20 protein-coding genes are annotated in these 22,764 nt (G+C 37.9%); 12 read left to right on the top strand and 8 right to left on the bottom strand.

Going from position 1 to position 22,764, the window contains the following annotated elements:
* Positions 1-83: 83 nt before the first annotated feature.
* From HEQ28_RS09520 to HEQ28_RS09510, 3 genes are read right to left on the bottom strand one after another with little or no spacing between them, the layout of a single operon-like run.
* Entirely contained in the window at positions 84-983 is a 900-nt protein-coding gene (locus HEQ28_RS09520; protein WP_434501998.1) for an FKBP-type peptidyl-prolyl cis-trans isomerase, read from the bottom strand.
* A 19-nt stretch (positions 984-1,002) separates the two neighbouring features.
* Positions 1,003-1,881 carry an FKBP-type peptidyl-prolyl cis-trans isomerase gene (locus HEQ28_RS09515; RefSeq protein ID WP_434501997.1) on the bottom strand — a complete coding sequence of 293 codons (879 nt, stop codon included), beginning with the start codon at positions 1,879-1,881 and terminating at the stop codon, positions 1,003-1,005.
* A 20-nt stretch (positions 1,882-1,901) separates the two neighbouring features.
* The gene (locus HEQ28_RS09510; RefSeq protein ID WP_434501996.1) at positions 1,902-2,507 is read right to left on the bottom strand and encodes an FKBP-type peptidyl-prolyl cis-trans isomerase; all 606 of its coding nucleotides are present in this window, start codon (positions 2,505-2,507) and stop codon (positions 1,902-1,904) included.
* 1,239 nt (positions 2,508-3,746) lie between these two features.
* Between HEQ28_RS09510 and HEQ28_RS09505 the strand changes: the two genes are divergently transcribed.
* The 9 genes from HEQ28_RS09505 to HEQ28_RS09465 all read left to right on the top strand — a co-directional run bounded on the left by HEQ28_RS09505 (position 3,747) and on the right by HEQ28_RS09465 (position 13,790).
* Complete coding sequence (locus HEQ28_RS09505) at positions 3,747-5,261, top strand: GH3 auxin-responsive promoter family protein (RefSeq protein ID WP_434501995.1); 1,515 nt, start codon at positions 3,747-3,749, stop codon at positions 5,259-5,261.
* 10 nt (positions 5,262-5,271) lie between these two features.
* On the top strand, positions 5,272-7,257 hold the full coding sequence (locus tag HEQ28_RS09500; RefSeq protein ID WP_434501994.1) for an Ig-like domain-containing protein: 1,986 nt from the start codon (positions 5,272-5,274) through the stop codon (positions 7,255-7,257).
* A gap of 32 nt (positions 7,258-7,289) precedes the next feature.
* Positions 7,290-8,102 carry a DUF3108 domain-containing protein gene (locus tag HEQ28_RS09495; protein WP_434501993.1) on the top strand — a complete coding sequence of 271 codons (813 nt, stop codon included), beginning with the start codon at positions 7,290-7,292 and terminating at the stop codon, positions 8,100-8,102.
* Between the two features lie 512 nt (positions 8,103-8,614).
* A complete protein-coding gene (locus HEQ28_RS09490; RefSeq protein WP_434501992.1) occupies positions 8,615-9,220 on the top strand; it encodes a DUF4254 domain-containing protein in 606 nt (201 codons plus the stop codon).
* The gene (locus HEQ28_RS09485; protein ID WP_434501991.1) at positions 9,217-10,269 is read left to right on the top strand and encodes a glycosyltransferase family 9 protein; all 1,053 of its coding nucleotides are present in this window, start codon (positions 9,217-9,219) and stop codon (positions 10,267-10,269) included. The genes HEQ28_RS09490 and HEQ28_RS09485 overlap by 4 nt, the downstream gene beginning before the upstream one ends.
* A gap of 182 nt (positions 10,270-10,451) precedes the next feature.
* Positions 10,452-10,688, top strand: a complete 237-nt coding sequence (locus HEQ28_RS09480) for an acyl carrier protein (RefSeq protein ID WP_018464184.1) — start codon at positions 10,452-10,454, stop codon at positions 10,686-10,688.
* Positions 10,689-10,811: 123 nt separating this feature from the next.
* On the top strand, positions 10,812-12,074 hold the full coding sequence (gene fabF / locus HEQ28_RS09475) for a beta-ketoacyl-ACP synthase II (RefSeq protein ID WP_434501990.1): 1,263 nt from the start codon (positions 10,812-10,814) through the stop codon (positions 12,072-12,074).
* Positions 12,064-13,158 (top strand): ribonuclease III, encoded by a 1,095-nt coding sequence (rnc, locus tag HEQ28_RS09470; RefSeq protein ID WP_434501989.1) that lies wholly within the window; start codon positions 12,064-12,066, stop codon positions 13,156-13,158. Before fabF ends, rnc begins: the two co-directional genes overlap by 11 nt.
* A gap of 233 nt (positions 13,159-13,391) precedes the next feature.
* Complete coding sequence (locus HEQ28_RS09465) at positions 13,392-13,790, top strand: FKBP-type peptidyl-prolyl cis-trans isomerase (RefSeq protein WP_434501988.1); 399 nt, start codon at positions 13,392-13,394, stop codon at positions 13,788-13,790.
* Positions 13,791-13,814: 24 nt separating this feature from the next.
* On the opposite strand, the gene HEQ28_RS09460 is transcribed toward HEQ28_RS09465, so the two are convergent.
* The gene (locus HEQ28_RS09460) at positions 13,815-14,213 is read right to left on the bottom strand and encodes a DUF6557 family protein (RefSeq protein WP_434501987.1); all 399 of its coding nucleotides are present in this window, start codon (positions 14,211-14,213) and stop codon (positions 13,815-13,817) included.
* A 178-nt stretch (positions 14,214-14,391) separates the two neighbouring features.
* Between HEQ28_RS09460 and dinB the strand changes: the two genes are divergently transcribed.
* Both dinB and HEQ28_RS09450 read left to right on the top strand, forming a co-directional pair.
* Complete coding sequence (gene dinB / locus HEQ28_RS09455) at positions 14,392-15,495, top strand: DNA polymerase IV (RefSeq protein WP_434501986.1); 1,104 nt, start codon at positions 14,392-14,394, stop codon at positions 15,493-15,495.
* Positions 15,496-15,497: 2 nt separating this feature from the next.
* On the top strand, positions 15,498-16,691 hold the full coding sequence (locus HEQ28_RS09450) for an MFS transporter (protein ID WP_434501985.1): 1,194 nt from the start codon (positions 15,498-15,500) through the stop codon (positions 16,689-16,691).
* Here HEQ28_RS09450 and HEQ28_RS09445 read toward each other — a convergent pair.
* Together HEQ28_RS09445 and HEQ28_RS09440 are read right to left on the bottom strand one after the other, a co-directional pair.
* Positions 16,660-18,015, bottom strand: a complete 1,356-nt coding sequence (locus HEQ28_RS09445) for an MATE family efflux transporter (RefSeq protein ID WP_434501984.1) — start codon at positions 18,013-18,015, stop codon at positions 16,660-16,662. The genes HEQ28_RS09450 and HEQ28_RS09445 overlap by 32 nt on opposite strands.
* Positions 18,015-19,907, bottom strand: coding sequence for an AAA domain-containing protein (locus tag HEQ28_RS09440; protein ID WP_434501983.1), 1,893 nt, complete (start codon positions 19,905-19,907; stop codon positions 18,015-18,017). Before HEQ28_RS09440 ends, HEQ28_RS09445 begins: the two co-directional genes overlap by 1 nt.
* 159 nt (positions 19,908-20,066) lie before the next feature.
* Here HEQ28_RS09440 and HEQ28_RS09435 point away from each other — a divergent pair, with 159 nt between their 5' ends.
* Positions 20,067-20,831: an ABC transporter ATP-binding protein gene (locus tag HEQ28_RS09435; protein WP_434501982.1), complete on the top strand. Its 765-nt coding sequence runs from the start codon at positions 20,067-20,069 to the stop codon at positions 20,829-20,831.
* Between the two features lie 27 nt (positions 20,832-20,858).
* On the opposite strand, the gene HEQ28_RS09430 is transcribed toward HEQ28_RS09435, so the two are convergent.
* Both HEQ28_RS09430 and HEQ28_RS09425 read right to left on the bottom strand, forming a co-directional pair.
* Positions 20,859-21,728, bottom strand: a complete 870-nt coding sequence (locus HEQ28_RS09430) for a PfkB family carbohydrate kinase (RefSeq protein ID WP_434501981.1) — start codon at positions 21,726-21,728, stop codon at positions 20,859-20,861.
* 137 nt (positions 21,729-21,865) lie between these two features.
* Positions 21,866-22,750 carry a helix-turn-helix domain-containing protein gene (locus tag HEQ28_RS09425; protein WP_434501980.1) on the bottom strand — a complete coding sequence of 295 codons (885 nt, stop codon included), beginning with the start codon at positions 22,748-22,750 and terminating at the stop codon, positions 21,866-21,868.
* Positions 22,751-22,764: the final 14 nt, after the last annotated feature.

The raw sequence follows: 22,764 nt of genomic DNA, 5'->3' as shown, positions 1-22,764 counted from the left end.
TATAGAAATAAATATTAAATCAAGCAATAAAATGCGCGAAAATCTTTCGATAATCGCGCATTTTTCAATTATTTGATATCAATTTATTTATCTATGCTAATCAACTCAACGGTAAATACAAGAGTAGAATAAGGCTTGATTTGACCTGCTTGACGAGAACCGTAAGCAAGTTCCTGAGGGATGCATATCTCCCATTTGCTGCCTACAGGCATCATTGTCAATGCTTCTGTCCATCCCTTTATAACTTCGTTACAATGGAATGATGTAGTCTGTGGATTGCGCTTATAACTACTATCGAAAACAGTTCCGTCAATCATTCTACCTTCATATTTCACGGTTACTTTGTCTGTTGCCTTTGGAGTTACACCTTTACCAGCAACAAGAACCTTATACTGCAAACCTGAAGTTGTAGTCTTCATTCCTTCCTTCTGGGCATTTGTCTTTAGCCAATCTTCGTTCTCCTTTTTGTACACAGCGTTTTTGCTGTCGTTAATAGCAGTACGACGGTCGCTATACATCTTGCTTGCTTTCTTCTGTGTGAACAGTGTTGAATCGTTGTTTAACGCAGCGATAAAGCCTTCATTGAAAATTGCGTTGTTGATAGAATCCTTTGAACCAACAAAGTCAGTCTTCATGTTAGGCATAATACGGTCGTTGACCATACTTGCAATCTGCATACCTGCTGAATAAGCCTTGAAAGCTGGGTCCTTTACGCGAAGCTGTGCTTCCTTGAATCCTTTCACAAATTCAGCCATGTTAGCAGTGTCAACGCCAAGTTGCTGCTGAAGATAAGGAACAAGTCCGTCTGTTGCAGCCATACCAGCAGCATAGCTAATAGAATCAGAAGGACTAACTAGTTTAATCTGAGCATCCTGCTCAACAGTTACAGGCTTAGTTTTCTTGTCTTTTTTGTCTTTAGCCTGAACTAAACTAAAAGTAGCGCTCGTCATGATGACGAGCGCAATAATGTATTTCTTTTTCATTTACGATATAAATGATGGTTTATTTTCCTGCACTTAGAAGCTCTATCTTGAAGATTAGAGTTGAAAAAGGTTTGATTTGACCCTGCTCGCGATCACCATAGGCAAGATTCTGTGGAATATAAACTTCCCATACAGAACCAGCTGGCATGTGAACAAGTGCTTCTGTCCAACCTTTGATAACTTGATTTGCACGAAGAGTAATAGGCTGACCGCGCTTGTAAGAACTGTCAAAGACCTTTCCGTCAATAGTGCGACCTTCATAATTTACCTTTACAGTAGATGTATCTTTTGGAAGAGGGCCGTTGCCAACTTTGATAACTTTATACTGAACGCCAGAAGGAAGAGTCTTTACACCAGCTTTGGTCTTGTTTGTTGCAAGCCATTTCTCACCAGCTGCCTTGTTAGGACCATACTGCTTTTCCATGTTCTTACTCTTAATAAGCATCATCTTACTCTGAGCAATCATCTGTGCCTGAGCGATAGTCATCTTTATATCACCAGTTTTACCTGTTGTTCCTGCAACGAAACCAGCCATAAAGTTTTTAAGAGAGATGCTCTTTGTTGAGTCTTGACCGTAAACCTCAGTGTTGATACCTTTTATCATTTGGTTTGAAATCTGTTGACCAATCTGGATACCAGCATAGTAAGCAGCCTTCTTTTTGTCATCACCAGCATTAGCACCGTCGTTAAGACCTTTTATAAACTCATCCATGTAAGTTGTGTCAACCTTCATACGACCTACTAAGAAGTCTTTCAGACCTTGAGTCTGAGACATACCCATTGCATAACTCATAGAATCTACATCGCTCTTAAGGTCTGCCTTAGGAGTGGAATTTCCACATGACATAAATGTAGCCGCTGCAATAGCAACAAGCGCTACCAAAATGATTTTCTTCATTATTTGTATTTAAGGATTAATTATTTCACTGCTACTAATTCTACATCGAATACCAATGCTGCGTATGGAGGAATAGATGCTCCAGCACCACGCTCGCCATAACCAAGTGTGTAAGGGATGAAGAAGCGATATTTAGCGCCTTCTTTCATAAGTTGTAGACCTTCTGTCCAACCTGCTATTACACCATTGAGTGGGAATGTTGCTGTTTGACCGCGATCATAACTACTATCAAACTTTGTTCCGTTGATAAGTGTTCCTTCATAATGGCACTCTACCTGATCGGTAGCTTTAGGAGTATTTCCGTTACCTTCGCGCAAAATTTGGTATTGCAAGCCTGAAGCGGTTGTTATAACACCCTCTTTTTTGCCGTTTTCAGCAAGGAAGTTCTCGCCCTCATCTTTTGCAACTTTGCCAAGAGCTTCAGATTCTGCATGCTGCTTTGCTTCTTGCTCTGCAAAGAAATTCTGTACAAGTTCTTGTGCTTCTTGATCAGAAACTTTTAAATCGCCATTAGATATGACGTCTTTAATTGCTTGTGCAAAATCATCTATATTCAATTTTGATGCGCCCATCTGCGCTAGCTGACGACCGATACCTATGCCGAGAGCGTAACTTACTTTATCCATAAAATAGAAAAATCGTTAGTGTTAATATTGTAAATCTGTTTTTAAAACTTTGCAAAGATAGCAGAATTAAACTAAATATGAAAGAAACGACTATTTAATTTTATTAAAAAAGCATGATGAAGATTATTTTTAGTTATTATTTTTTTTGTTTTCTAATGCGATTTCCTACATGTTTTCGTGAAATGCATTGTCATACAGTGAATTAACTAATGTATATATGTCCATTCTTATACATTTTAGGGAGTGATTAGGGCCTAATCACTCTGTTGTCCTACATGCTTTGCAGAGTGATTAGGGTCTAATCACTCAACAGCGCATCGAAAAAGGTGATTTTATTTTCGTTATGCACTATGAATTTTAACTATACATTGGACATGATTATTATCATTTGAGGTTTTATTTACTGAATCTCCATAGGTTTTAAAAGCTGTTATTGATAAACTTTTTATCTGCTAAAATATCTTGTAGCAATAGTTGACATAGAAAAATATGTTATATAATAGTTTAATGTATAATTTTATATTTACAAATATTGGTTGGACTGCAATCTTTGAAGTTCCCGTGAAAGATGCTGGATGCATGACTTGGTATTTGAATCCCTAAAAAGCAGTTTTAGCTGTGATTGGATCAAAATCTAGCATTTTATGTAAAAATAAGCAAATTTAGTGTAGGAGGCATGTAGGAAACATGTAGGAGATAGCACTTGTATACATGGTGTAACATGTTGGTTATTAGTTGCTTGTGCTGAAAATGTATGTAATGTATGTTTGTTTAATGTTTTTTTTGGAAGATGCGTTAATAATAGAGATGACATTTTCTATAAATAGGCTCTGGTTTTGCTAGTTCTACACTTGTTTTATTCAATATCGAACATCTTAATTGAATTAATTATATTGACAGTTGTCTTTATGGTGTCTTTTTGTGAAAAAAATCAGATAGGAATGAAATATAACTAGATGAACGGACATATAACACCACTCATGTATTTGTAATTGTTGGATGTGAGGCAATGTATTTTAGCTTTTGTTTAGCAGTACTTAAATATCTATTGTTTAAGCTCAAAAATTGATGAAGAAAAGCTAACTTAAATATCATATTCAGACAATCAGAATCAATGCCCTGCCAAATTAAGCGTACTACACAATGATTAAAATCCGTAGTTATATTAAAATTAGTGAAATTTTACCCTATTACAAAAGTTTGGACTAAATTTGCAGTTTAAACTGATAATACGCAACAATGAATATAACTAGCATTGTGGGAAAATTATTCCTACCAAGGCAGAAACAACTTGAATCATATTTAAGTCATGGTGAAGAACTGCAGCATGAAGTGCTGAAAAAACTTATAGAGCGGGCTAGAAATACCGAATATGGAAGGAAACATTTGTTCAATAATGTAAATTCGTATGAAGATTTTATTTCTAATGTTACGGTGAATACTTATGAGGAGTTGAAAGGTGATATAGACCGTATGAGACATGGTGAGGAAAATGTTTTGTGGCGTGGACAGGTAAAGTGGTATGCGAAATCTTCTGGTACTACTAATGATAAAAGTAAGTTTATTCCAGTCTCACAAGACGGATTGAATCATATTCATTACCAAGGTGGTAAAGATGTTGTTGCCCTGTATTTGATGATGAATCCAGGTAGTAAAATGTTTGATGGCAAGGGATTGATATTGGGAGGTAGCCATTCTCCGAATTACAATGTAGCTAATTCTCTTGTTGGTGACCTCAGTGCGATACTTATAGAGAATATAAATCCTCTTGCAAATTTGATTCGTGTGCCTAAAAAGCAGACAGCGCTGTTGAGTGACTTTGATATAAAACGTGACAGAATAGCGCGTGAGTGCATGAATCTGAATATTACTAATATATCTGGTGTTCCAAGTTGGATGCTTAGTGTTTTGGTAAGGGTTATGGAAATCTCAGGAAAGAAACATCTTGAAGATGTTTGGCCAAATCTAGAAGTGTTCTTTCATGGCGGTATTGCTTTCACGCCTTATCGTTCACAATATGAACAACTGATAACGAGTCCAGGTATGCACTACATGGAAACATATAATGCCAGTGAGGGTTTTTTTGGTATCCAAAATGATACCATAGACAAGAGTATGCTGCTCATGTTGGATTATGACGTGTTTTATGAGTTTATTCCAATGGATGAGTTTGATAATGATAACCCAACAATAGTTCCTCTAGAAGGAATTGAAGTAGGCAAGAACTATGCGATGCTGATAACAACAAGTTGTGGCTTGTGGAGATACATGATTGGTGATACAGTGAGCTTCACAAGCAAGAATCCTTATAAGTTTGTTATAACAGGACGTACTAAATATTTCATTAATGCGTTTGGTGAAGAACTTATCATGGATAATGCCGAGAATGGATTGGATTATGCATGCAAAATTACTGGTGCTGAAGTGAGTGAATATACCGCAGCGCCTGTATATATGGATAGTAAAGCCAAATGTAGACATCAATGGCTGATAGAATTTGCAAAAGAACCTGCAGATATCAATCAGTTTGCTACTATCCTTGACAAAAAGTTGCAGGAACTAAACAGTGACTATGAAGCAAAGCGTTTTCATGATGTTACGTTGCAACATCTTGAAGTGGTAAAAGCACGCACCGGACTATTCAACGATTGGCTTAAATCTAAGGGTAAACTAGGTGGACAACACAAGATTCCCCGTTTGAGCAATAGCAGAAAGAACTTAGATGAATTGCTGGAACTCTCAAGTCAAGCATGATTATAAAAATATGAAGATAAAGAAGAAATATACTATACTATATATACTCGCAATCACGCTCTTTGCAAGTTGCGCTCGTATGGGTAATCCTGATGGTGGATGGTTTGATGAAACTCCGCCAAAAGTTATTGGGGCATCACCTGCAGATGGAGGAGTTGGAGTTAAAAGTAAAAATGTGAAAATCAACTTCGACGAATACGTTAAGATTGATAATGCCACAGAGAATGTAATCGTGTCGCCGCCACAATTGGAAGCTCCTGAAATAAAAGCTGCTGGTAAAAGCATAGACGTGAAACTTCTTGATTCTTTGAAAGCCAATACTACTTATACGATTGACTTTAGTGATGCGATTTCAGACAATAACGAAGGAAATCCTTTGGGTAACTATACTTACAGCTTCTCTACAGGTGCAGAGATAGATACAATGGAGGTTTCAGGCTATGTTTTAGCTGCAGATAATCTTGAGCCGGTAAAGGGTATCCTTGTTGGATTATATAGTAATCAGGCTGATTCCGCTTTTCAAAAGACACCAATGCTTAGGGTGAGCCGTACTGACAGTAGAGGACACTTCATCATAAAGGGTGTTAAAAAAGGCTCATATCGTATTTATGCCCTGCAGGATGTTGATGGTAATTATATGTTCAATCAAAAGAGTGAAAAAATAGCTTTTTCACATGATTTGATAACTACATCATCAAAACCTGACGTAAAGCAGGATACACTTTGGACGGACTCTCTGCATATAGCAGACATAAAACGTCATGATTATATTCATTTCCTACCAGATAATGTCACATTATCAGCATTCACTGAATTGCAGACAGACAGATACCTGCTTAGTGTAACAAGAAAAGAAGCAAATCATTTTGTGACTAATTTCAGTTATGGAAACAATGAACTTCCAAGAATCAAAGGCCTTAACTTCAATGAGAAAAATGCTTTCGTAGTTATTCCAAATGTAAAGAGGGATACTATATCATATTGGTTGCGTGATTCGGCTCTTGTTGATCAAGACACACTACGCATGGAGATAAATTATTTGAAGACAGATTCTCTAGGACATCTCGTAGCGCAAAAGGATACGATGGAAGTGCTTTCAAAACAACCGTATGAAAAGAGAATGAAAACTGCCCTAAAAGAGTTGGAAAAGTGGCAGAAAGCTCAGGAGAAAGCAAAGAAAAAGGGGGACCATTACGAAACGGTTAAACCTCGGGAAAACATGAAACTTAATGTCAATGTTCCTACCGAACTTGACCCTGACAAGAATATACCGATAAGTGTTGATGCTCCGCTGGAACGTGTGGATACGTCAAAGATACACTTATATACAAAGATTGATACTCTTTGGTATAAAGCTAAATATGCATTCCGGCCATTGGCACATCGAGATGTAAGTGGAAAACTAGTGCGTAGTGACACGTTAAAGTATGGAATGGATTACGAACTTGTAGGAGAATGGCGTCCTGGACAGGAATATAGTCTTGAAATGGATAGTATGGCTTTTATTGATATATACGGAAAAGTGTCAGGAAAGGGTAAGCACGGATTCAAAGTAAAGAGTAATGATGAATACGGCACTCTGACTATTTCTTTGGTTGGGATGGACAATAAACATTGTATTATTCAACTTTTGGATAAGAGCGACAACGTTGTGAAGGAATTGGAGTCTGAAAATGGACAGGCTGAATTCTTCTATCTTGCTGCAGGTGATTATTATCTCAGAATGTTTGTGGACCGTAATAATAATGGAATCTGGGATACTGGTGATTTTGCTAAAGGTGCTCAACCAGAGGATGTATATTACTATCCTGACAAGATAGAATGTAAGGCTAAGTGGGATGTTAAAGAATCTTGGAGTCCGACAGAGAAACCGCTATACTTGCAGAAACCAAGAGAAATTACAAAACAGAAAGTCGATAAGCAGAAAACAGTAAAAAGACGTAATGCGGACAGAGCTAAGAAAATGGGAATAGATTACATATCGACTGGTACTTGAGATACGAAATATAAAGACTGATAATTAACAATATGATGCAACTAAGAAAATCAATAATGACTGGAGTGCTGCTGTTTTGTGCAGTAGCATCAAATGCGCAGTGTTCATTCCGTAACACAGCTTTCAAGTCTGGCGAATTTCTCTCATACAATTTGTATTATAACTGGAAATTTGTTTGGGTTAAAGCAGGAACGGCAGCCATATCAACTGTAGAAAGCCGCTTTGATGGCAAACCGGCATATAGAGCTAGTTTGACAACGCGAGGTAACAGTCAGGTAGATAATATGTTTGTGTTGCGTGATACATTATTATGCTATAATACGTTGGACTTGGCTCCCCTCTATTATCGCAAGGGAGCGCATGAGGGCAGTAGATACACTGTTGACGAGGTTTTCTATACATATCCTAACGGTAATTGCAGTGTTAAAATGCACAGACAGCATGCTGACGGAACAAATACTTGGGAAAGACACACGTATGATGATTGTGTTTATGATATGATGAGCATATTCTTGCGTGCAAGATCATTTAATCCAAAGAATTGGAAAGATGGATTTGTTGTAAAGTTCCCTATAGCTGATGGCAATGGACGTACTCCGGCACAACTTAGATATAGGGGTAAGACTGTTATAAAGGCTGATAATGGTAGAAAATATCGTTGTCTGCAACTTTCTTATCTAGAATTAGACGATGGAAAATATAAGAATATTGTTGATTTCTATGTCAGTGATGATGAAAACCATGTGCCAATAAGACTTGACATGTTCTTGAAATTCGGTTCGGCAAAGGCTTTCCTTGTAGGAATGAAAGGACTTGCTAATCCAATGGAATCACAATTAAAATAATATACGAACACAAAAAAACCAGATATACATAATTGCATATCTGGTTTTTAATATCTAATTTTCAAAAACTTCTTTTAAAATAAATCCCTTAGGGTTTACAAACCCATAGAGATTTTGTCGTTTACATTCACTGCTAGTGAAATTGATCCTGCGACTACTGCTAAAACAATCATTAATGTTACCATAATCTTTTTTCTTTTAATTAATTCGGAACCCGTTTGGCATCCGTTTGTTTTTATTATCCTTTTATTTTCACTGCAAAGATACGACTGTTTGCGCACACACCAAAGAAAAAACATCATTTCTATTTAAAAAACACCATTTTCTTAATCTAAATCAATTCGGCGAGGTCATAACGATTGATTATAATAAAATATATAGGGATTAGTGATTTAAAATAAAATACAATATGGTCTTAAAGCGTCGCCAGGTCTCATTTAACTAATAAATATTTGTGACTTTAAAAATAATTACCTATTTTTGCAGAATAAACTTAAAATAATATTATAAATATGTCTTTTACACAGCATTGTAATGAGATTTTTAATAAGGCAATCAATGATTACCATGTTTATGACAATATAGATACCCCTATTAATAATCCATTCGAAAAAGGGACTATTGAAAACAAATTGTATCTGAAATGTTGGATAGACACAGTGCAGTGGCATTTTGAGGATATTATCCGTGATCCGGAAATAGACCCATCAAGTGCGCTTACCCTAAAGCGACGTATTGATAAGAGCAACCAAGACCGTACTGATTTGGTTGAACAAATAGACTCATATTTCCTAGATAAATATAAAAATGTGAAAGTGCTTGATGATGCGCGAATAAATACAGAGAGTCCGGCTTGGGCTGTAGATCGTCTCAGTATTTTAGCTCTCAAAATATTTCACATGAAAGAGGAGGCTGAACGTAAGGATGCCGAAGAGTCTCATATAGCAAAGTGTAAAGCTAAGTTAGGAGTTCTGCTCGAACAGCAGAATGATCTTTGCACAGCAATAGATCAGTTGATTGAAGATGTTGAGGCTGGTAGTAAATACATGAAGGTGTATCGTCAGATGAAAATGTATAATGACGTAGACACCAATCCAATATTGTATAAGAATAAATGAATACTGAGCATTTGCTTATAATGCGCTTCTCGGCTTTGGGTGACGTGGCAATGACTGTTCCTGTGGTTTATTCATTGGCAAGACAATATCCAAATCTACGCATAACGATGTTGAGCAAACCTTTTGCTCGCCCTTTCTTTGAGAATATAGCTCCAAATGTCGGCTTTATGGCTGCAGATATTAAAAGAGAATATAATGGAGTTAGAGGGTTGAATGCGCTCTATAGGAGATTGACAGCGAAGAACTTTACAGCAGTTGCCGATTTTCACAGCGTGCTACGTTCTGATTATCTGCGTATGAGATTCAACTTCGACCATTACCGTGTTGAGAGTATTGACAAGCATAGAAGCGGGAAAAGCAAACTCATAGCAGAACATAACAAGGAATTGATACAGCAACCTACATCTTTTCAGAACTATGCCGATGTGTTAGAAAAGTTAGGATACCCGGTGAAACTGGAATTCAATTCGCTTTTCCCACCTGAAGGAGGTAATCTTAGATTACTTTCAGATAAGATAGGAGATAAACGACCGTTTCAGCAATGGATAGGTATAGCTCCGTTTGCTGCACATGAGGGTAAGATGTATCCGTTGCCATTGATGAAGAATGTCATAAGGATGCTTGTCAATAAACATCCTTCGTGCAGAGTATTCCTCTTTGGTGGAGGAAATGAAGAAATGAGACTACTCGATGAAATATCTTCTGAGAGTAAACAGATAATAAATGCGTCACGATTGATGAGCGGACTACAGCAGGAGTTGATTCTGATGAGTCATTTAGATGTAATGTTGAGTATGGATAGTGCCAATATGCATTTGGCTTCGCTTGTTAATACACAGGTTGTGAGCATCTGGGGCTCAACACATCCATTTGCGGGTTTCATGGGATGGAATCAGAGTATGGATAATGTTGTGCAAGCTGATTTACCATGTCGTCCATGCAGTATTTATGGAAATAAACCATGTTTGCGTGGCGATTGGGCTTGTATGCACAATATCAGTCCGGAAGTTGTTGTTGAGCATATAGAACGAATATTACAAACAAAGTGAAACTAATTGATATTTCGTAAATTACACTAATAAAAGTCCAAAATAATGCACACTATTAGGGGGTTTGTGCAACCCTAAGTGCTTTTTTGGATAAAATATTTGCGAAATTAAAAATAAATTCGTTCCTTTGCACCCGATTTTTAATTAGAAATTATTTATAAACATTTTAAAAAGTTACAATTATGTCAGAAATTGAAAGCAAGGTAAAGGCTATTATCGTAGACAAACTTGGTGTAGACGAGGCTGAAGTTAAGCCAGAGGCAAGCTTCACAAACGATCTTGGTGCTGATTCACTGGATACTGTAGAACTTATCATGGAATTTGAGAAGGAATTCGGTATTTCTATCCCAGACGACAAGGCTGAGACAATCCAGTCTGTAGGTGACGCTATCAAGTACATCGAGGAAAACGCAAAGTAATAGTCAATAATTATTTTTGCAATTTTATACGATTAGGGATTAGTGATTAAGGATTGAAAACGTCATTAAATGTATTTTCAATCACTAATCCCTAATTCCTAGTCATTTTTTATATATACACGCATGGAATTAAAGAGAGTAGTAGTAACGGGTCTTGGTGCAGTGACTCCTGTAGGAAATAGTCCTGAGGAAACTTGGAATAATTTTCTTGCAGGTAAGAGTGGTGCCGCTCCTATTACACATTTCGATACGACAAATTTCAAGACTAAATTCGCATGTGAGGTTAAAGACCTTAATGTGACTGATTATCTTGATCGTAAAGAAGCCCGCAAGTTGGATAGATATACTCAACTTGCCATGATTGCAGCAATGCAAGGTGTGAATGATTCTGGTCTCGACCTTGAGAAAGAAGACAAAAACCGTATAGGTGTTGTCTATGGTGTTGGTATCGGTGGTATCAAGACATTCGAGGAGGAAGTTTCATATTATGCTCAGCACAAGGAAGAAGGACCAAAATTCAGTCCATTCTTCATTCCTAAGATGATTGCTGATATCGCTTCAGGCCAAATTAGTATTCATTTTGGTTTTCGCGGTCCAAACTATACAACAACTAGTGCATGTGCTTCTTCAAGCAATGCTCTTGCTGATGCTTTCAACCTTATCCGTTTAGGAAAGGCTAATGTCATCGTTGGTGGTGGTGCTGAAGCTGCCATTTGCGAAAGTGGTGTTGGTGGTTTTAATGCCATTAAAGCTCTTTCTACTCGCAACGACGACCCTGAGCATGCAAGTCGCCCATTCAGCGCAAGTCGTGATGGATTCATCATGGGTGAAGGTGCTGGTTGCCTTATTCTTGAGGAATTGGAACATGCTAAAGCTCGTGGAGCAAAAATTTATGCCGAAATGGTTGGCGAAGGTGCAAGTGCTGATGCTTATCATATTACTGCCTCTCACCCAGAGGGGTTAGGTGCAAAACTCGTTATGAAGAATGCACTTGAGGATGCAGGCATGAAGCCAGAAGATATTGATTATATCAATGTTCACGGAACATCTACTCATATTGGCGATCTTTCTGAGGCTTTAGCTATTAAGGACGTATTTGGTGAGCACGCTTATAAACTCAATATCAGCTCTACTAAGAGTATGACTGGTCACCTTCTTGGTGCTGCTGGTGCGATAGAGGCTATGGCATGCGTACTTAGTGTCAAGAATGACATCGTACCTCCTACCATCAACCATGAGGAAGATGATAATGATCCCGATTTGGACTACAACATGAACTTTACTTTCAACAAGGCTCAAAAGCGCGAAGTGCGTGCAGCACTTAGCAACACCTTCGGCTTTGGAGGTCACAATTGTTGTGTCATTTTCAAGAAATATGCTGAATAACATAATAGACAGAATAAAGCTTCCTTTTCGTAAGGAAAAGGAACTTTATTCTTCTTTATACGCCATTCTAGGTTTTTATCCACATGACATCAGCTACTATAAGTTAGCTCTGATGCATAAGAGCGTGATGAAGCGTAACGCAAAGGGAAAACCTGTAAACAATGAGCGCCTGGAATTTTTGGGCGACGCTATTCTTGATGCAATCGTAGGAGATATTGTCTATAGACATTTCCCAGGTAAGCGTGAGGGATTCCTTACTAATACTCGTTCAAAACTTGTACAGAGAGACACTCTCAATAAGCTTGCCAATGAAATGGGCATCAACAAGTTAATATTAAGCAATGGACGCAGTTCTTCTCATAATAGTTATATGGGAGGAAATGCTTTTGAGGCACTTGTTGGCGCAATGTATTTGGACAGAGGTTACAACACATGTATGCGTTTTATGGAAAAACGTATATTATCACAGATGATCAACATTGATAAGGTTGCTTATAAAGAAGTAAACTTTAAGAGCAAACTCATTGAATGGGGACAGAAGAATCGTGTGAAGCTAACATTCGAAATGCTTGAACAGAAGAAAGACGATAATGGCAGCCCGATGTTTGACTATAAGGTCTGCATTGAAGGTGTTGACGGATGTTCTGGTGTAGGATACAGCAAGAAAGAAAGCCAGCAGCTAGCTAGTAAGCTGACTCTTGAGAAGTTGCGTAAAGAACCTAAATTCATTGACGAAGTGTTTGCTGTTAAGACTAGTCGTACAAAGATGGAGGAAGAGCCTGTTGAGGATGTTCCGAGTACAGAGGTTAGTGACGGTTTCATTATCAAGCATGATATAGAGGAACCTGAAGACAAGAAACATGTAACAGCTTTCAAGGAAGAAGTCTTTGAAGATACGACTAGTAAAAAATCTCGTCGTTCTCCGATGTACCGAAGTGACAATGAGGTTGAAGATACTCAAGTTGTGGAGTCAAAAAGTAGTGCTACAGAAGATGAAGAGTTTGATTTGAGCGATATAAGCTCAAGCCCACAAAGTCGTAATCGCATAATAGAAGCCGCAGAATCTGCTGCTTTTTCAGAATAGTACAAATAATCTCATACTGTAACAATAAGCCCGGATAGGTAAAACTAAGTTTACCTATCCGGGCTTATTGTTTTGTTCTATCAAAGACATCAAACTCATTGATCATTATAGTTGATGAACTTAATGAGGGCAGTCTATGAACATGTATGATGAATCTTGTAGAAATTAATCTTTCTTTTGTGAAAAAAGACGTAACTTTGTGGCGTTATTATTATTTATCTAACTTAAACAATATGGCAAACAGGGAATATATCAATAAAAATAAGAAATGGCTGATTGACAAATCACGCGAAGACGGAGTGTTCACAATAGTGAAAGGTGTATCATACAAGGTTATATCTTCTGGAGATGTGAATGGTAAGCAACCTTCTGCGCGCAGTATAGTTACAACTCACTACACAGGACGTACTATAGACGGAAAAACTTTCGATAGTAGTATTGGTGGAGTTCCTTTGGCTATACGTCTTTCTGATGTTATAGAAGGATGGGTTATTGCAATGCAGAAAATGCATGTGGGTGACAAGTGGGAGGTGTATCTTTCTTCCGATATGGGGTATGGAAAATTCGCACAACCTGGAATTCCTAGTTGTTCTACTTTGATATTCGAAATAGAACTGCTTGAGGTAGGATAAAAAGATATTCCATCAAGAGGCATGCTATCTTACGATACGTGCCTTTTGTGGATTCATCATGTCGTCATCCCATTCGTCAAGATGATCTTTGTAGCGCTCGGTCTCGTATACGTGAACGGTTATTTGATATAAGCAGTGGGCTGCAACGTCAGCCTCAGGCATGTCGCCATGTTTTTTATATCTACGTCCAGCTAGGTCTGTAAGACTACCAAGATGAGTGTTGCTTACGTGTATTTTGCCGTTATTTTCTTTCACTTCAATAATCATGTCGAAATAGTCAAACGTTGGTTTAATTGTACGCAAAGAATTGAATGTATTTTCAAATTCCTCCATGTTTGCTGCCTCCTGTGGGTATAGTTCCTTTAAGATTTCACTTACCTTTTCGAAACTCACCTTTGTCATTAAATCTTTTATAGATGTCATAATGGTTTCCTTTTTATGATGAGTCAGTGCTTATATTCAAATTGAATATAGCTAATGATATTACAAAATTATGGTATTTTGGCGAGCCTGCAAAATAAAAGAGATATTATTTGTTTGAAGATAATAACATAGTCATTATCCACCTTTGCCGTAAATTGCGTATCTTTGCAATTACTTTATGGATAGCTTAGACCGCAAGATAATACATATTGACATGGACGCATTTTTCGCTAGCGTTGAGCAACGTGATAATCCTGATTTACGTGGCAAGCCAGTTGCTGTGGGTTATGACGGTGAACGTGGTGTTGTGTCTACAGCCAGTTATGAGGCTCGCAAATACGGTGTACATTCTGCAATGTCTATGATGATTGCTAAGCGTCTTTGCCCTCAGTTGATTGTTGTTAGAGGAAGTTATGAACGCTATAGTGAAGTCTCGTCGCAGATACATGCTATATTTAAGGATTATACAGATGTCATTGAACCTTTATCCATTGATGAGGCTTTTCTTGATGTTACAGAAAATAAACGCGGAATAGAACTTGCTATAGATATAGCGAAGGAGATAAAGCAACGCATAGAAGACGAGTTAAATCTGACGGCTTCAGCAGGAATATCATACAATAAATTTCTTGCGAAGATTGCCTCTGAATATCGTAAACCAGATGGTATATGCACAATACATCCCGATATGGCTCTCGACTTTATCGGCAAATTACCTATTGAAAGTTTCTGGGGAGTTGGACCTAAGACTGCAAGGCGCATGCATCATATTGGAATATTCAACGGTGCTCAGCTTAGGGAATGTTCATTAAAACATCTATCTGAAGTGTTCGGAAAGGCAGGCCCCGTATTCTATCAATTTGCAAGGGGTATTGATAATCGTCCGGTAGTTGTGGAGCGTATAAGAAAATCAGTGGGATGTGAGCAGACATTTCTTCAGGATATAAGCATAAAGTCGGCTGTGTTAATAGAGCTTTATCACTCTGTATTGGAACTTTGTGAGCGTATTGCAAAAGATGATTTCGAAGGAAAGACGCTAACATTGAAAATTAAATATGGTGATTTTCAACAGATAACACGCAGTATTACTGGGAATAGGATATTGAAGACTAAAGATGATATTCTGCCATTGGCAAAGAAATTGCTTAAACAGATTGTATATAGTGCCGAGCACCCAATAAGGCTATTGGGATTGTCGGTTTCAAATCCAGGTGTATTTGACGAAATACCTACACCAGAATGGATACAGTTGGAGCTTGAATTTAAAGATTGGGACAAATGAGAATGGAAACAAAACAAAAACTTTGGAATACAGAGTATGTAAAGGTGATGACAGCTAATTTTATGATGTATTTTGCCTTTTATATACTTACCCCTTTGCTACCAATATATCTTAGCGAAAAATTTGGAGCGACTAATGATGTTATTGGAATCGTACTTTCTGGATATACAATTGCATCATTGATAATACGTCCGTTAAGTGGCTTTTTAGTAGACAGTTTCAATCGCAAGAGGGTGCTAATTATTTGTCTTTCCCTGTTTTTTGTATGTTTTGCAGGATATATAGCAGCAAGCACGCTTCTTATGTTTGCCATAGTCCGGACATTACACGGAGGACCATTCGGTGCTGCTACAGTGGCAAATAGCACAGTGGCAATAGATGTACTTCCTTCAACCCGTAGAAATGAAGGCTTGGGATATTTCGGACTAAGCAATAATCTTGCAATGGCTATAGCACCATCAATAGGAATATATTTATACAAGTTATTGAATGATTTCAGTGTGTTATTCTGGATAGCGCTTGTCGTAGCTTTTGTGGGTCTAGTTATAGACGGAACCGTGAAGATACCAGTTAACTCTATCGTGAAGAATACGGAAAAGCTTTCTCTTGACAGATTTTTTCTGACTCGCGCATGGTTGCTTGCCATCAATGTTGCTATGTTTGGTTTCTGTTTTGGAGTATTGAGCAACTATCTTGCAATATACAGTAAAGAGGAACTTGGCATTACTGGAGGTACAGGCACCTATTTCGCATTACTTTCGATAGGATTGTTTAGTTCTCGCCTTCAGGGAGCTAAAGCTTTGCGTGAAGGTCGCCTTACTCATAATGCCGCATACGGAATTTGTATAGCTCTTATCGGTTACATTATGTTTGTTGCCTGGATAAATCCTGTAGGTTATTATCTGTCGGCATTCCTTATCGGATTAGGTAACGGTCACATGTATCCTGCGTTTCTTAATATGTTTGTAGCCGTGGCTCATCATAATGAACGTGGTACGGCTAATTCATCAATCCTTACTTCATGGGATTTGGGCTCTGGCATAGGAATACTTTTTGGTGGAGTAGTTTCCGAAATGGTTGGTTACAAAGCAGCTTTCTGGTTGGTAGCAATCGAAAATGCATTTGGAGTGTTACTTTTCTTCCTGTTTGCTAGCAAGTTCTTTGTTAAGAGACGCATTGAGGTTGCTTCCTTTTGATATGACCGTATAGCCAGATAAAAGCGGGTATAAGAAACAAATCAGCCATTATCCATGCCACAGGATCACCATAACATACACCCGTGAACTTCAGCGCGGGTACAATCCAAATACTTACGCCACACCGAGCAATCATCTCCATAACTCCGCTCATCATACTTAGATTACTGTATCCAAGTCCCTGAATACTATAGCGGAATATTGTGAGCAGTCCTAATGCAGGGTAGAAGTAGTTAGCAATGCGCATAAACATCGCTGCGTTGGTTACGACATCCTTTTCGCTACCATCTACAAAAAGCATCATCATGTAGTCGGCAAAAGGATATATAATGATAAACGTGATGATGAAATACACAAGCATGATTTTTATGGCAGCGTATATTCCTGTCTTTATGCGATTAATTTTTCTTGCGCCTATATTCTGTCCGCAATATGTAGCCATGGCAACTCCGATGTTTTCAAGTACGCATGTGAATAGATATTTTATGCGCATGCTTGCCGTGAAAGAAGCTACATAGGTGGTGCCTAAGGCATTGTTGGCACTTTGCAGCATAATGATTCCAATGGCAGTGATAGAAAATTGCATTCCCATTGGCATGCCATTGTTGAGCAATATATTTATTAGCTTGTTGTCAAAATGTGTTTCCTCTCCCTTCGGTATCAGTAGTTGCAGTTTCCTTTTGATATATATCCAGCACATCAACGATGCACAGCATTGTGATATCAGTGTTGCTATACCTGCTCCCTCTACACCCATTCCAAGAATTAGAATCAGTATTACGTCAAGTATGATATTGATAAACGAAGATGCTATAAGAAAATAAAATGGCTGTTTGCTGTTGCCAATAGCACGTATGAATCCTGAAAGAAGATTGTATGCGATTGTAAATGGTATGGCTAGAAATTGCAGAAAAAGAAATATGTAAGCATTGTCGAATATGTCGGTAGGGGTGTTTACGATTTTCAAGACTCTTCCGCAGAATATGCAGCTCATGAATGTTATCACTACAGCCATTACTATTGCAATGCGTATGGCATTGCTCACGTATGACCGCATCTTCTTGTAATCTTTTGCTCCAAAAGCTTGAGCAATAGGAATCGAGAAACCTGCACAAGAACCGTTGCAGAATCCCATTATAAGGAACATAATACTGCTTGATGTTCCCACTGCCGCAAGAGCATCTACACCAATCCATCTGCCCACAATTGCAGCGTCAATGATAAGATACATCTGTTGCAGTATATACCCTAATATCAGTGGAATTGCAAATTTCAGGATGTCCCTTACGGGAGACCCTATTGTCATATCATTAGTGTTAGCCATCAATCTTCTTTGTTAATATATTCCCATAGTTTATTATAGAATGGGTGACGACACAGCGTTTCTTTGTCGCCTATTATTATTAATTTCATCCTCGCACGTGTTATGGCGACATTCATTCGTCTAAGATCATGGAGAAATCCTATTTGACCATCAGTATTACTTCTTACCAATGAAATCAGTATCACATCACGTTCCTGTCCTTGGAAACCATCCACGGTGTTGATGCTTATTAGATGTCGATATGGTTTAAAGAATTCTTTTTTCTTTATCAGTTTGCGCATGTATTGCACTTGTGCCCTATATGGAGATATCACTCCTACATCTATTTGTTCTTCAAGAATCTTTTGCTTGCCAATCTTCGTGAAATAATCTTCAAGTTTTTCAAGAGTTATGAGAGCCTCTTCTTTATTAATTATTGATTCTCCGTCTCTGCCTTCACCACTTGTGGCTTTAGTGTTATCTTTGTCATTTGTTACTGGTGCTGTTTCTGTCCATTCTATAGGTGTGTCATAGTCAAGTATACCACGGAATTTAATCTGTGGTGCACTTTCCACTTGCCCGTGGTAGAACCAGTCGCTGGAGAAACGCATGATTTTTTCGTTCATTCTATACTGTATCTTCAGTAAAGTAACAACTTCAGGCTTGTTTTCTACAATCCGTTCCATCAGCGTCTTACCTAATCCGGCTTTAAGTGCAGCAATACTTTTAATTGTCGGTGGAAGTTGGCAGTGGTCTCCTGCCAAAATCACTCTTGTTGCTCGTTTTATCGGTATCCAGCATGCTGCTTCAAGAGCCTGTGCTGCTTCGTCAATGAACAACGTTCCGAATTTCTGTCCTTCAAGAAGTCTGTTTGCCGAACCTACAAGTGTAGATGCTATTACTCTTGCCTCACCAAGTAATTCTGAATTAATTCTTATTTCTATTTCAGTGGCGCGTGCTTTCAGATGTTCCAACTTCTGATGATATTTTTCGTCACGCCCTTTTCTGTGGGCTCTCAAATCTCGTATAGCTCTTCTTATAGCCCATAGCTGAGAATATTCTGGATGACCCTCAAACTTCCGCTCATAAGTAAATCCAAGCATTTTATCGTTCACCTTAGTTGGATTCCCTATTCTCAAGACGTTTATTCCCCTGTCTACAAGCTTCTCGCAAATCCAGTCAACAGCCATGTTACTTTGTGCGCAAACCAAAACTTGATTTTCTCGCATAAGTGTCTCGTTGATGGCTTCAACAAGAGTCGTTGTCTTTCCTGTTCCTGGAGGACCATGTACAACTTCAACATCTTTAGCCCAAAGTACTTCGTTTACGGCTTTCTCCTGAGTTGGATTAAGCCAAGGAAAGCGTTGTGCTGTAAAAGAGAAACGTTCCGCTTTCTGATGTGAATAAAATAAATCACGCAGATATGCCAGTCTGTTTCCCTTTGCTTTAATCACTCTGTCAAGAGCTTCAAACATTAGCTTATAGCTTGTCTCATCAAAAAATAGTTGAATTCCTATCTTTTCTGTACATCCTTGAATATCTATTGCATGTCCTCCGTCTGGAATAATCACTACCATTCTATTCCCGTCGACAAAAGATACCGTTCCTGTGAAATTAAAATAATGTAATGATTTACCATCTGTTTTAAAGAAAGCTACAGGTCTTCCGAATTCAAAGTTATGTTCTGTATCCGTATCTGTGTTTCTCGTTACCTCTATTACCGTCTGATTTAGAGAGTTGTAGTAGCTTTTTCCTATATTCAGAGGAAACCAGGCATCTCCCTTCTTTACTTTACGCATTAGTCCTGTAGATTCTGTTTGTTTGCGAAAAGCTTCTTTTTCCGAATAATACTCTATTTCCAAGAGCATTTTTTGTTTTTGTAGTTCCTGTATTGGTGACGTCTGTTGATTCATATTGACTGCAAAGTTACTAATTTTTTTCCTTTTATTTCGATTTTCCACTTGTTTGGAGTATCTTTAACTAATGTTGAACAAAGACGGTGCCCTAACAATAAAAATAAAAAACCTCTTTTTTTATTTTGTATTGTGTTTTACTTGCTGTATCTTTGTCATATGGAATCAGTTGTTTTGCATGATTTGTCTATCGGATATAAGGATAAAAAAGTGGGTGAAGAGATCAATGCTTCGCTTTGCAGCGGTGAGTTTACATGCCTGCTTGGATCAAATGGAGTAGGAAAGTCAACACTGCTTAAAACTATATCTGGATTTATAAAGCCACTTGCTGGTGATGTTGTTATTGACAATGTTAATATCAATGATTATTCTTCCGCAAAGCTGGCACAAAAGATAAGTGTTGTGCTTACAGGAAAACCAGGAGTGGAAAACATTTCTGTAGTAGAATTGGTTGGTATGGGGCGATATCCTTTTACTGGTTTTTGGGGAACACTGAACAAGGAAGACAAGAAGATAGTTGATGAATCTTTGGATATGGTTGGAGTGTTGAAATTGAAAAACCGTATGGTTCAGACTCTAAGTGATGGCGAACGACAGAAGACAATGATTGCGAAAGCACTTGCTCAGCATACTCAAATGATTTTTCTTGATGAGCCAACTGCCTTTCTGGATTTTCCAAGTAAGATAGAAATGATGAAGCTATTGCAGAATCTTTCACATCAGTTGGGTAAGACTATATTGCTATCTACACATGATGTAGAGCAGGCTTTACAATTGGCTGACAAATTGTGGCTTATGAATGATGATAAACTGTGTATAGGAACACCGCGGGAATTGTCTGCAAACGGAACTTTGGGAAATTATATCGAACGTGACAGTATAGAGTTTGATAAAAAAAACATGATAGTTAAGATTAAATCATAAACTACCATGTTTCAATATAACTATTGATTATTTTATAATATTCTTAATATCTTCTATGCTTTTGTCGAAAGGACCGCTATGCTCAAGTTTAAGTGTGCACATGGCTGCGGCAAATTTTCCTGCATCCGAATAGTTAGCACCTAAACTTCTCATATAAAGATATCCAGCAGAATATGTATCACCACATCCTGTTGCGTCAACAACTACATTTGGTTTGTAAGCAGGAATCTCATAGAATTTACCCTCTGCATATATTACGCTGCCATAACTGCCGAGCGTTATCACGACTTCACGTACTCCCATTTCTGCTAGTTTAATAGCTACAGTACGTGGATTTTTTGAATTTGTGATAACTTCCATTTCATGCTCGTTTAGCTTTATGATGTCAGTGCATTCAAGTATTCTCTCTTTGTCTTTCCAGTCTGTTGCGAATACATTTTCTCCTCTTACTTCACGCAGATATCCCTGAACGTCAATTGAAATAAGTCCTTTTGTCGAGAGATACTCAACAACTTCGGGTGAGAAGTCATCGGCAAGCAGGCTGCCCAGATGATATACACGTGCGTCAATACCTTTCATTTCGTCAACTGTGAAAGGATCAGCTTTAGCTAGAACACGTTGTGTACGGTTGTTTGTATTGTCGCCATATTTGTTTTCAAAGAAAACGCTCTTGTTACTTTGATGACATTCCACGTCTATGCCGAGTTTCCTCATATTCTCAACTTCGTCAAGAGATTCTTTTCCTACCTTTGTGACAAGTTGATATGAAACGTCGTTTGGAAGCCGATTCATACCATAAGACATATAAAAAGAGGTTCCTCCAGCCATAAAGACGGTATCTTTAGGAGTGATGATTTTATCCAAAGTTATATGTCCAATGCAGCAAATATCTTTCATTATCGTTTTTTAATTTCTGCAAAGTTACAAAAATAATTCGTAATCAAAAACTAATTATTACGTTTAAGTTTTTGTAACTGCTTTTTTCTCGCTATTACTATATATAGTTTCTACTAAATTTATTTAGATAAAAATTTTTATTTGCGGTATTCTTCTGTTGTCATTCCGGTGATCTGCATGAATAGTTTCGTAAAGTTTGCAACTCCGCCGAATCCCAGTGCTAGTGCTATATATGCATCACTTTTCTTATTTGCAACAATCATTTGTTTTGCTATTTCAATACGTCTTATCTGCAAATAGCTGGCAAAGTCTTTTCCACTCTCATACTTTATGAGATCATTGATGTATGCACTTGACAAGTTTAGTCTTCTGCTGAAACAGCATGTGCATGGCATACCCATTTTATGTATTTTGCCATTTAGCATATAATCATCTATCTCATGATGTATAGTGTCATAAGTTCCGTCAGATGCATCATGACGTGTGATAAACTGCCTTTCGTAAAAGCGACAACAGTAGTTTAGCAGCAGTTCAATCTTATTGCTTATAATCGTTGAACTGAATTTGTCAATACCCCATTGTAGTTCACGATTGATGTTATCAATGCAGTTGTATATTGTCTTCAGTTCTGCAGCTGAAACATGCAGAGATTCACTTTCTGGCTTATATTTGAAGAATGTGTAGTTCTTAATTTGTTTACCTAAGTTTGTTCCACAAAGAAGGTCCGTATCAAAAATCAACAGTTTACCAGATTGCAGACAATCATTCTCGCCAACAATGTTAATCCTTTTGTCTGGTGATCTGAAAAATATGGTGGCAGCATTGAAATCATAGGGCTTTCTTCCGCCACTTCTGAGTTGCGGATGTTCCTGTATCAGTACCGAATAAGTGTTCAACTTTATTTCTTTATCCTCGCATTTTCCTGATAAATTAATAATGCTCACAAGGGGATGAAGAGTCTTTTCGTTGAACAGTTTATTGCAGTTGCACACCGTATTTATATCTTTGCAATGGTTACCCATCAGAATAGTCTTAA

The organism is Prevotella sp., assembly GCF_051059605.1.
Classification (GTDB): domain Bacteria; phylum Bacteroidota; class Bacteroidia; order Bacteroidales; family Bacteroidaceae; genus Prevotella.
The sequence above is the reverse complement of the archived record's forward strand: the minus strand, read 5'-3'. Positions and strand labels throughout refer to the sequence as shown.

What these genes read in the sequence shown, in the direction of transcription:
- HEQ28_RS09520 (WP_434501998.1), bottom strand. Translation starts at nt 983, where the DNA reads ATGAAAAAGAAATACATTATTGCGCTCGTCATCATGACGAGCGCTACT.
- HEQ28_RS09515 (WP_434501997.1), bottom strand. Translation starts at nt 1,881, where the DNA reads ATGAAGAAAATCATTTTGGTAGCGCTTGTTGCTATTGCAGCGGCTACA.
- HEQ28_RS09510 (WP_434501996.1), bottom strand. Translation starts at nt 2,507, where the DNA reads ATGGATAAAGTAAGTTACGCTCTCGGCATAGGTATCGGTCGTCAGCTA.
- HEQ28_RS09505 (WP_434501995.1), top strand. Translation starts at nt 3,747, where the DNA reads ATGAATATAACTAGCATTGTGGGAAAATTATTCCTACCAAGGCAGAAA.
- HEQ28_RS09500 (WP_434501994.1), top strand. Translation starts at nt 5,272, where the DNA reads ATGAAGATAAAGAAGAAATATACTATACTATATATACTCGCAATCACG.
- HEQ28_RS09495 (WP_434501993.1), top strand. Translation starts at nt 7,290, where the DNA reads ATGATGCAACTAAGAAAATCAATAATGACTGGAGTGCTGCTGTTTTGT.
- HEQ28_RS09490 (WP_434501992.1), top strand. Translation starts at nt 8,615, where the DNA reads ATGTCTTTTACACAGCATTGTAATGAGATTTTTAATAAGGCAATCAAT.
- HEQ28_RS09485 (WP_434501991.1), top strand. Translation starts at nt 9,217, where the DNA reads ATGAATACTGAGCATTTGCTTATAATGCGCTTCTCGGCTTTGGGTGAC.
- HEQ28_RS09480 (WP_018464184.1), top strand. Translation starts at nt 10,452, where the DNA reads ATGTCAGAAATTGAAAGCAAGGTAAAGGCTATTATCGTAGACAAACTT.
- fabF (WP_434501990.1), top strand. Translation starts at nt 10,812, where the DNA reads ATGGAATTAAAGAGAGTAGTAGTAACGGGTCTTGGTGCAGTGACTCCT.
- rnc (WP_434501989.1), top strand. Translation starts at nt 12,064, where the DNA reads ATGCTGAATAACATAATAGACAGAATAAAGCTTCCTTTTCGTAAGGAA.
- HEQ28_RS09465 (WP_434501988.1), top strand. Translation starts at nt 13,392, where the DNA reads ATGGCAAACAGGGAATATATCAATAAAAATAAGAAATGGCTGATTGAC.
- HEQ28_RS09460 (WP_434501987.1), bottom strand. Translation starts at nt 14,213, where the DNA reads ATGACATCTATAAAAGATTTAATGACAAAGGTGAGTTTCGAAAAGGTA.
- dinB (WP_434501986.1), top strand. Translation starts at nt 14,392, where the DNA reads ATGGATAGCTTAGACCGCAAGATAATACATATTGACATGGACGCATTT.
- HEQ28_RS09450 (WP_434501985.1), top strand. Translation starts at nt 15,498, where the DNA reads ATGGAAACAAAACAAAAACTTTGGAATACAGAGTATGTAAAGGTGATG.
- HEQ28_RS09445 (WP_434501984.1), bottom strand. Translation starts at nt 18,015, where the DNA reads ATGGCTAACACTAATGATATGACAATAGGGTCTCCCGTAAGGGACATC.
- HEQ28_RS09440 (WP_434501983.1), bottom strand. Translation starts at nt 19,907, where the DNA reads ATGAATCAACAGACGTCACCAATACAGGAACTACAAAAACAAAAAATG.
- HEQ28_RS09435 (WP_434501982.1), top strand. Translation starts at nt 20,067, where the DNA reads ATGGAATCAGTTGTTTTGCATGATTTGTCTATCGGATATAAGGATAAA.
- HEQ28_RS09430 (WP_434501981.1), bottom strand. Translation starts at nt 21,728, where the DNA reads ATGAAAGATATTTGCTGCATTGGACATATAACTTTGGATAAAATCATC.
- HEQ28_RS09425 (WP_434501980.1), bottom strand. Translation starts at nt 22,750, where the DNA reads ATGGGTAACCATTGCAAAGATATAAATACGGTGTGCAACTGCAATAAA.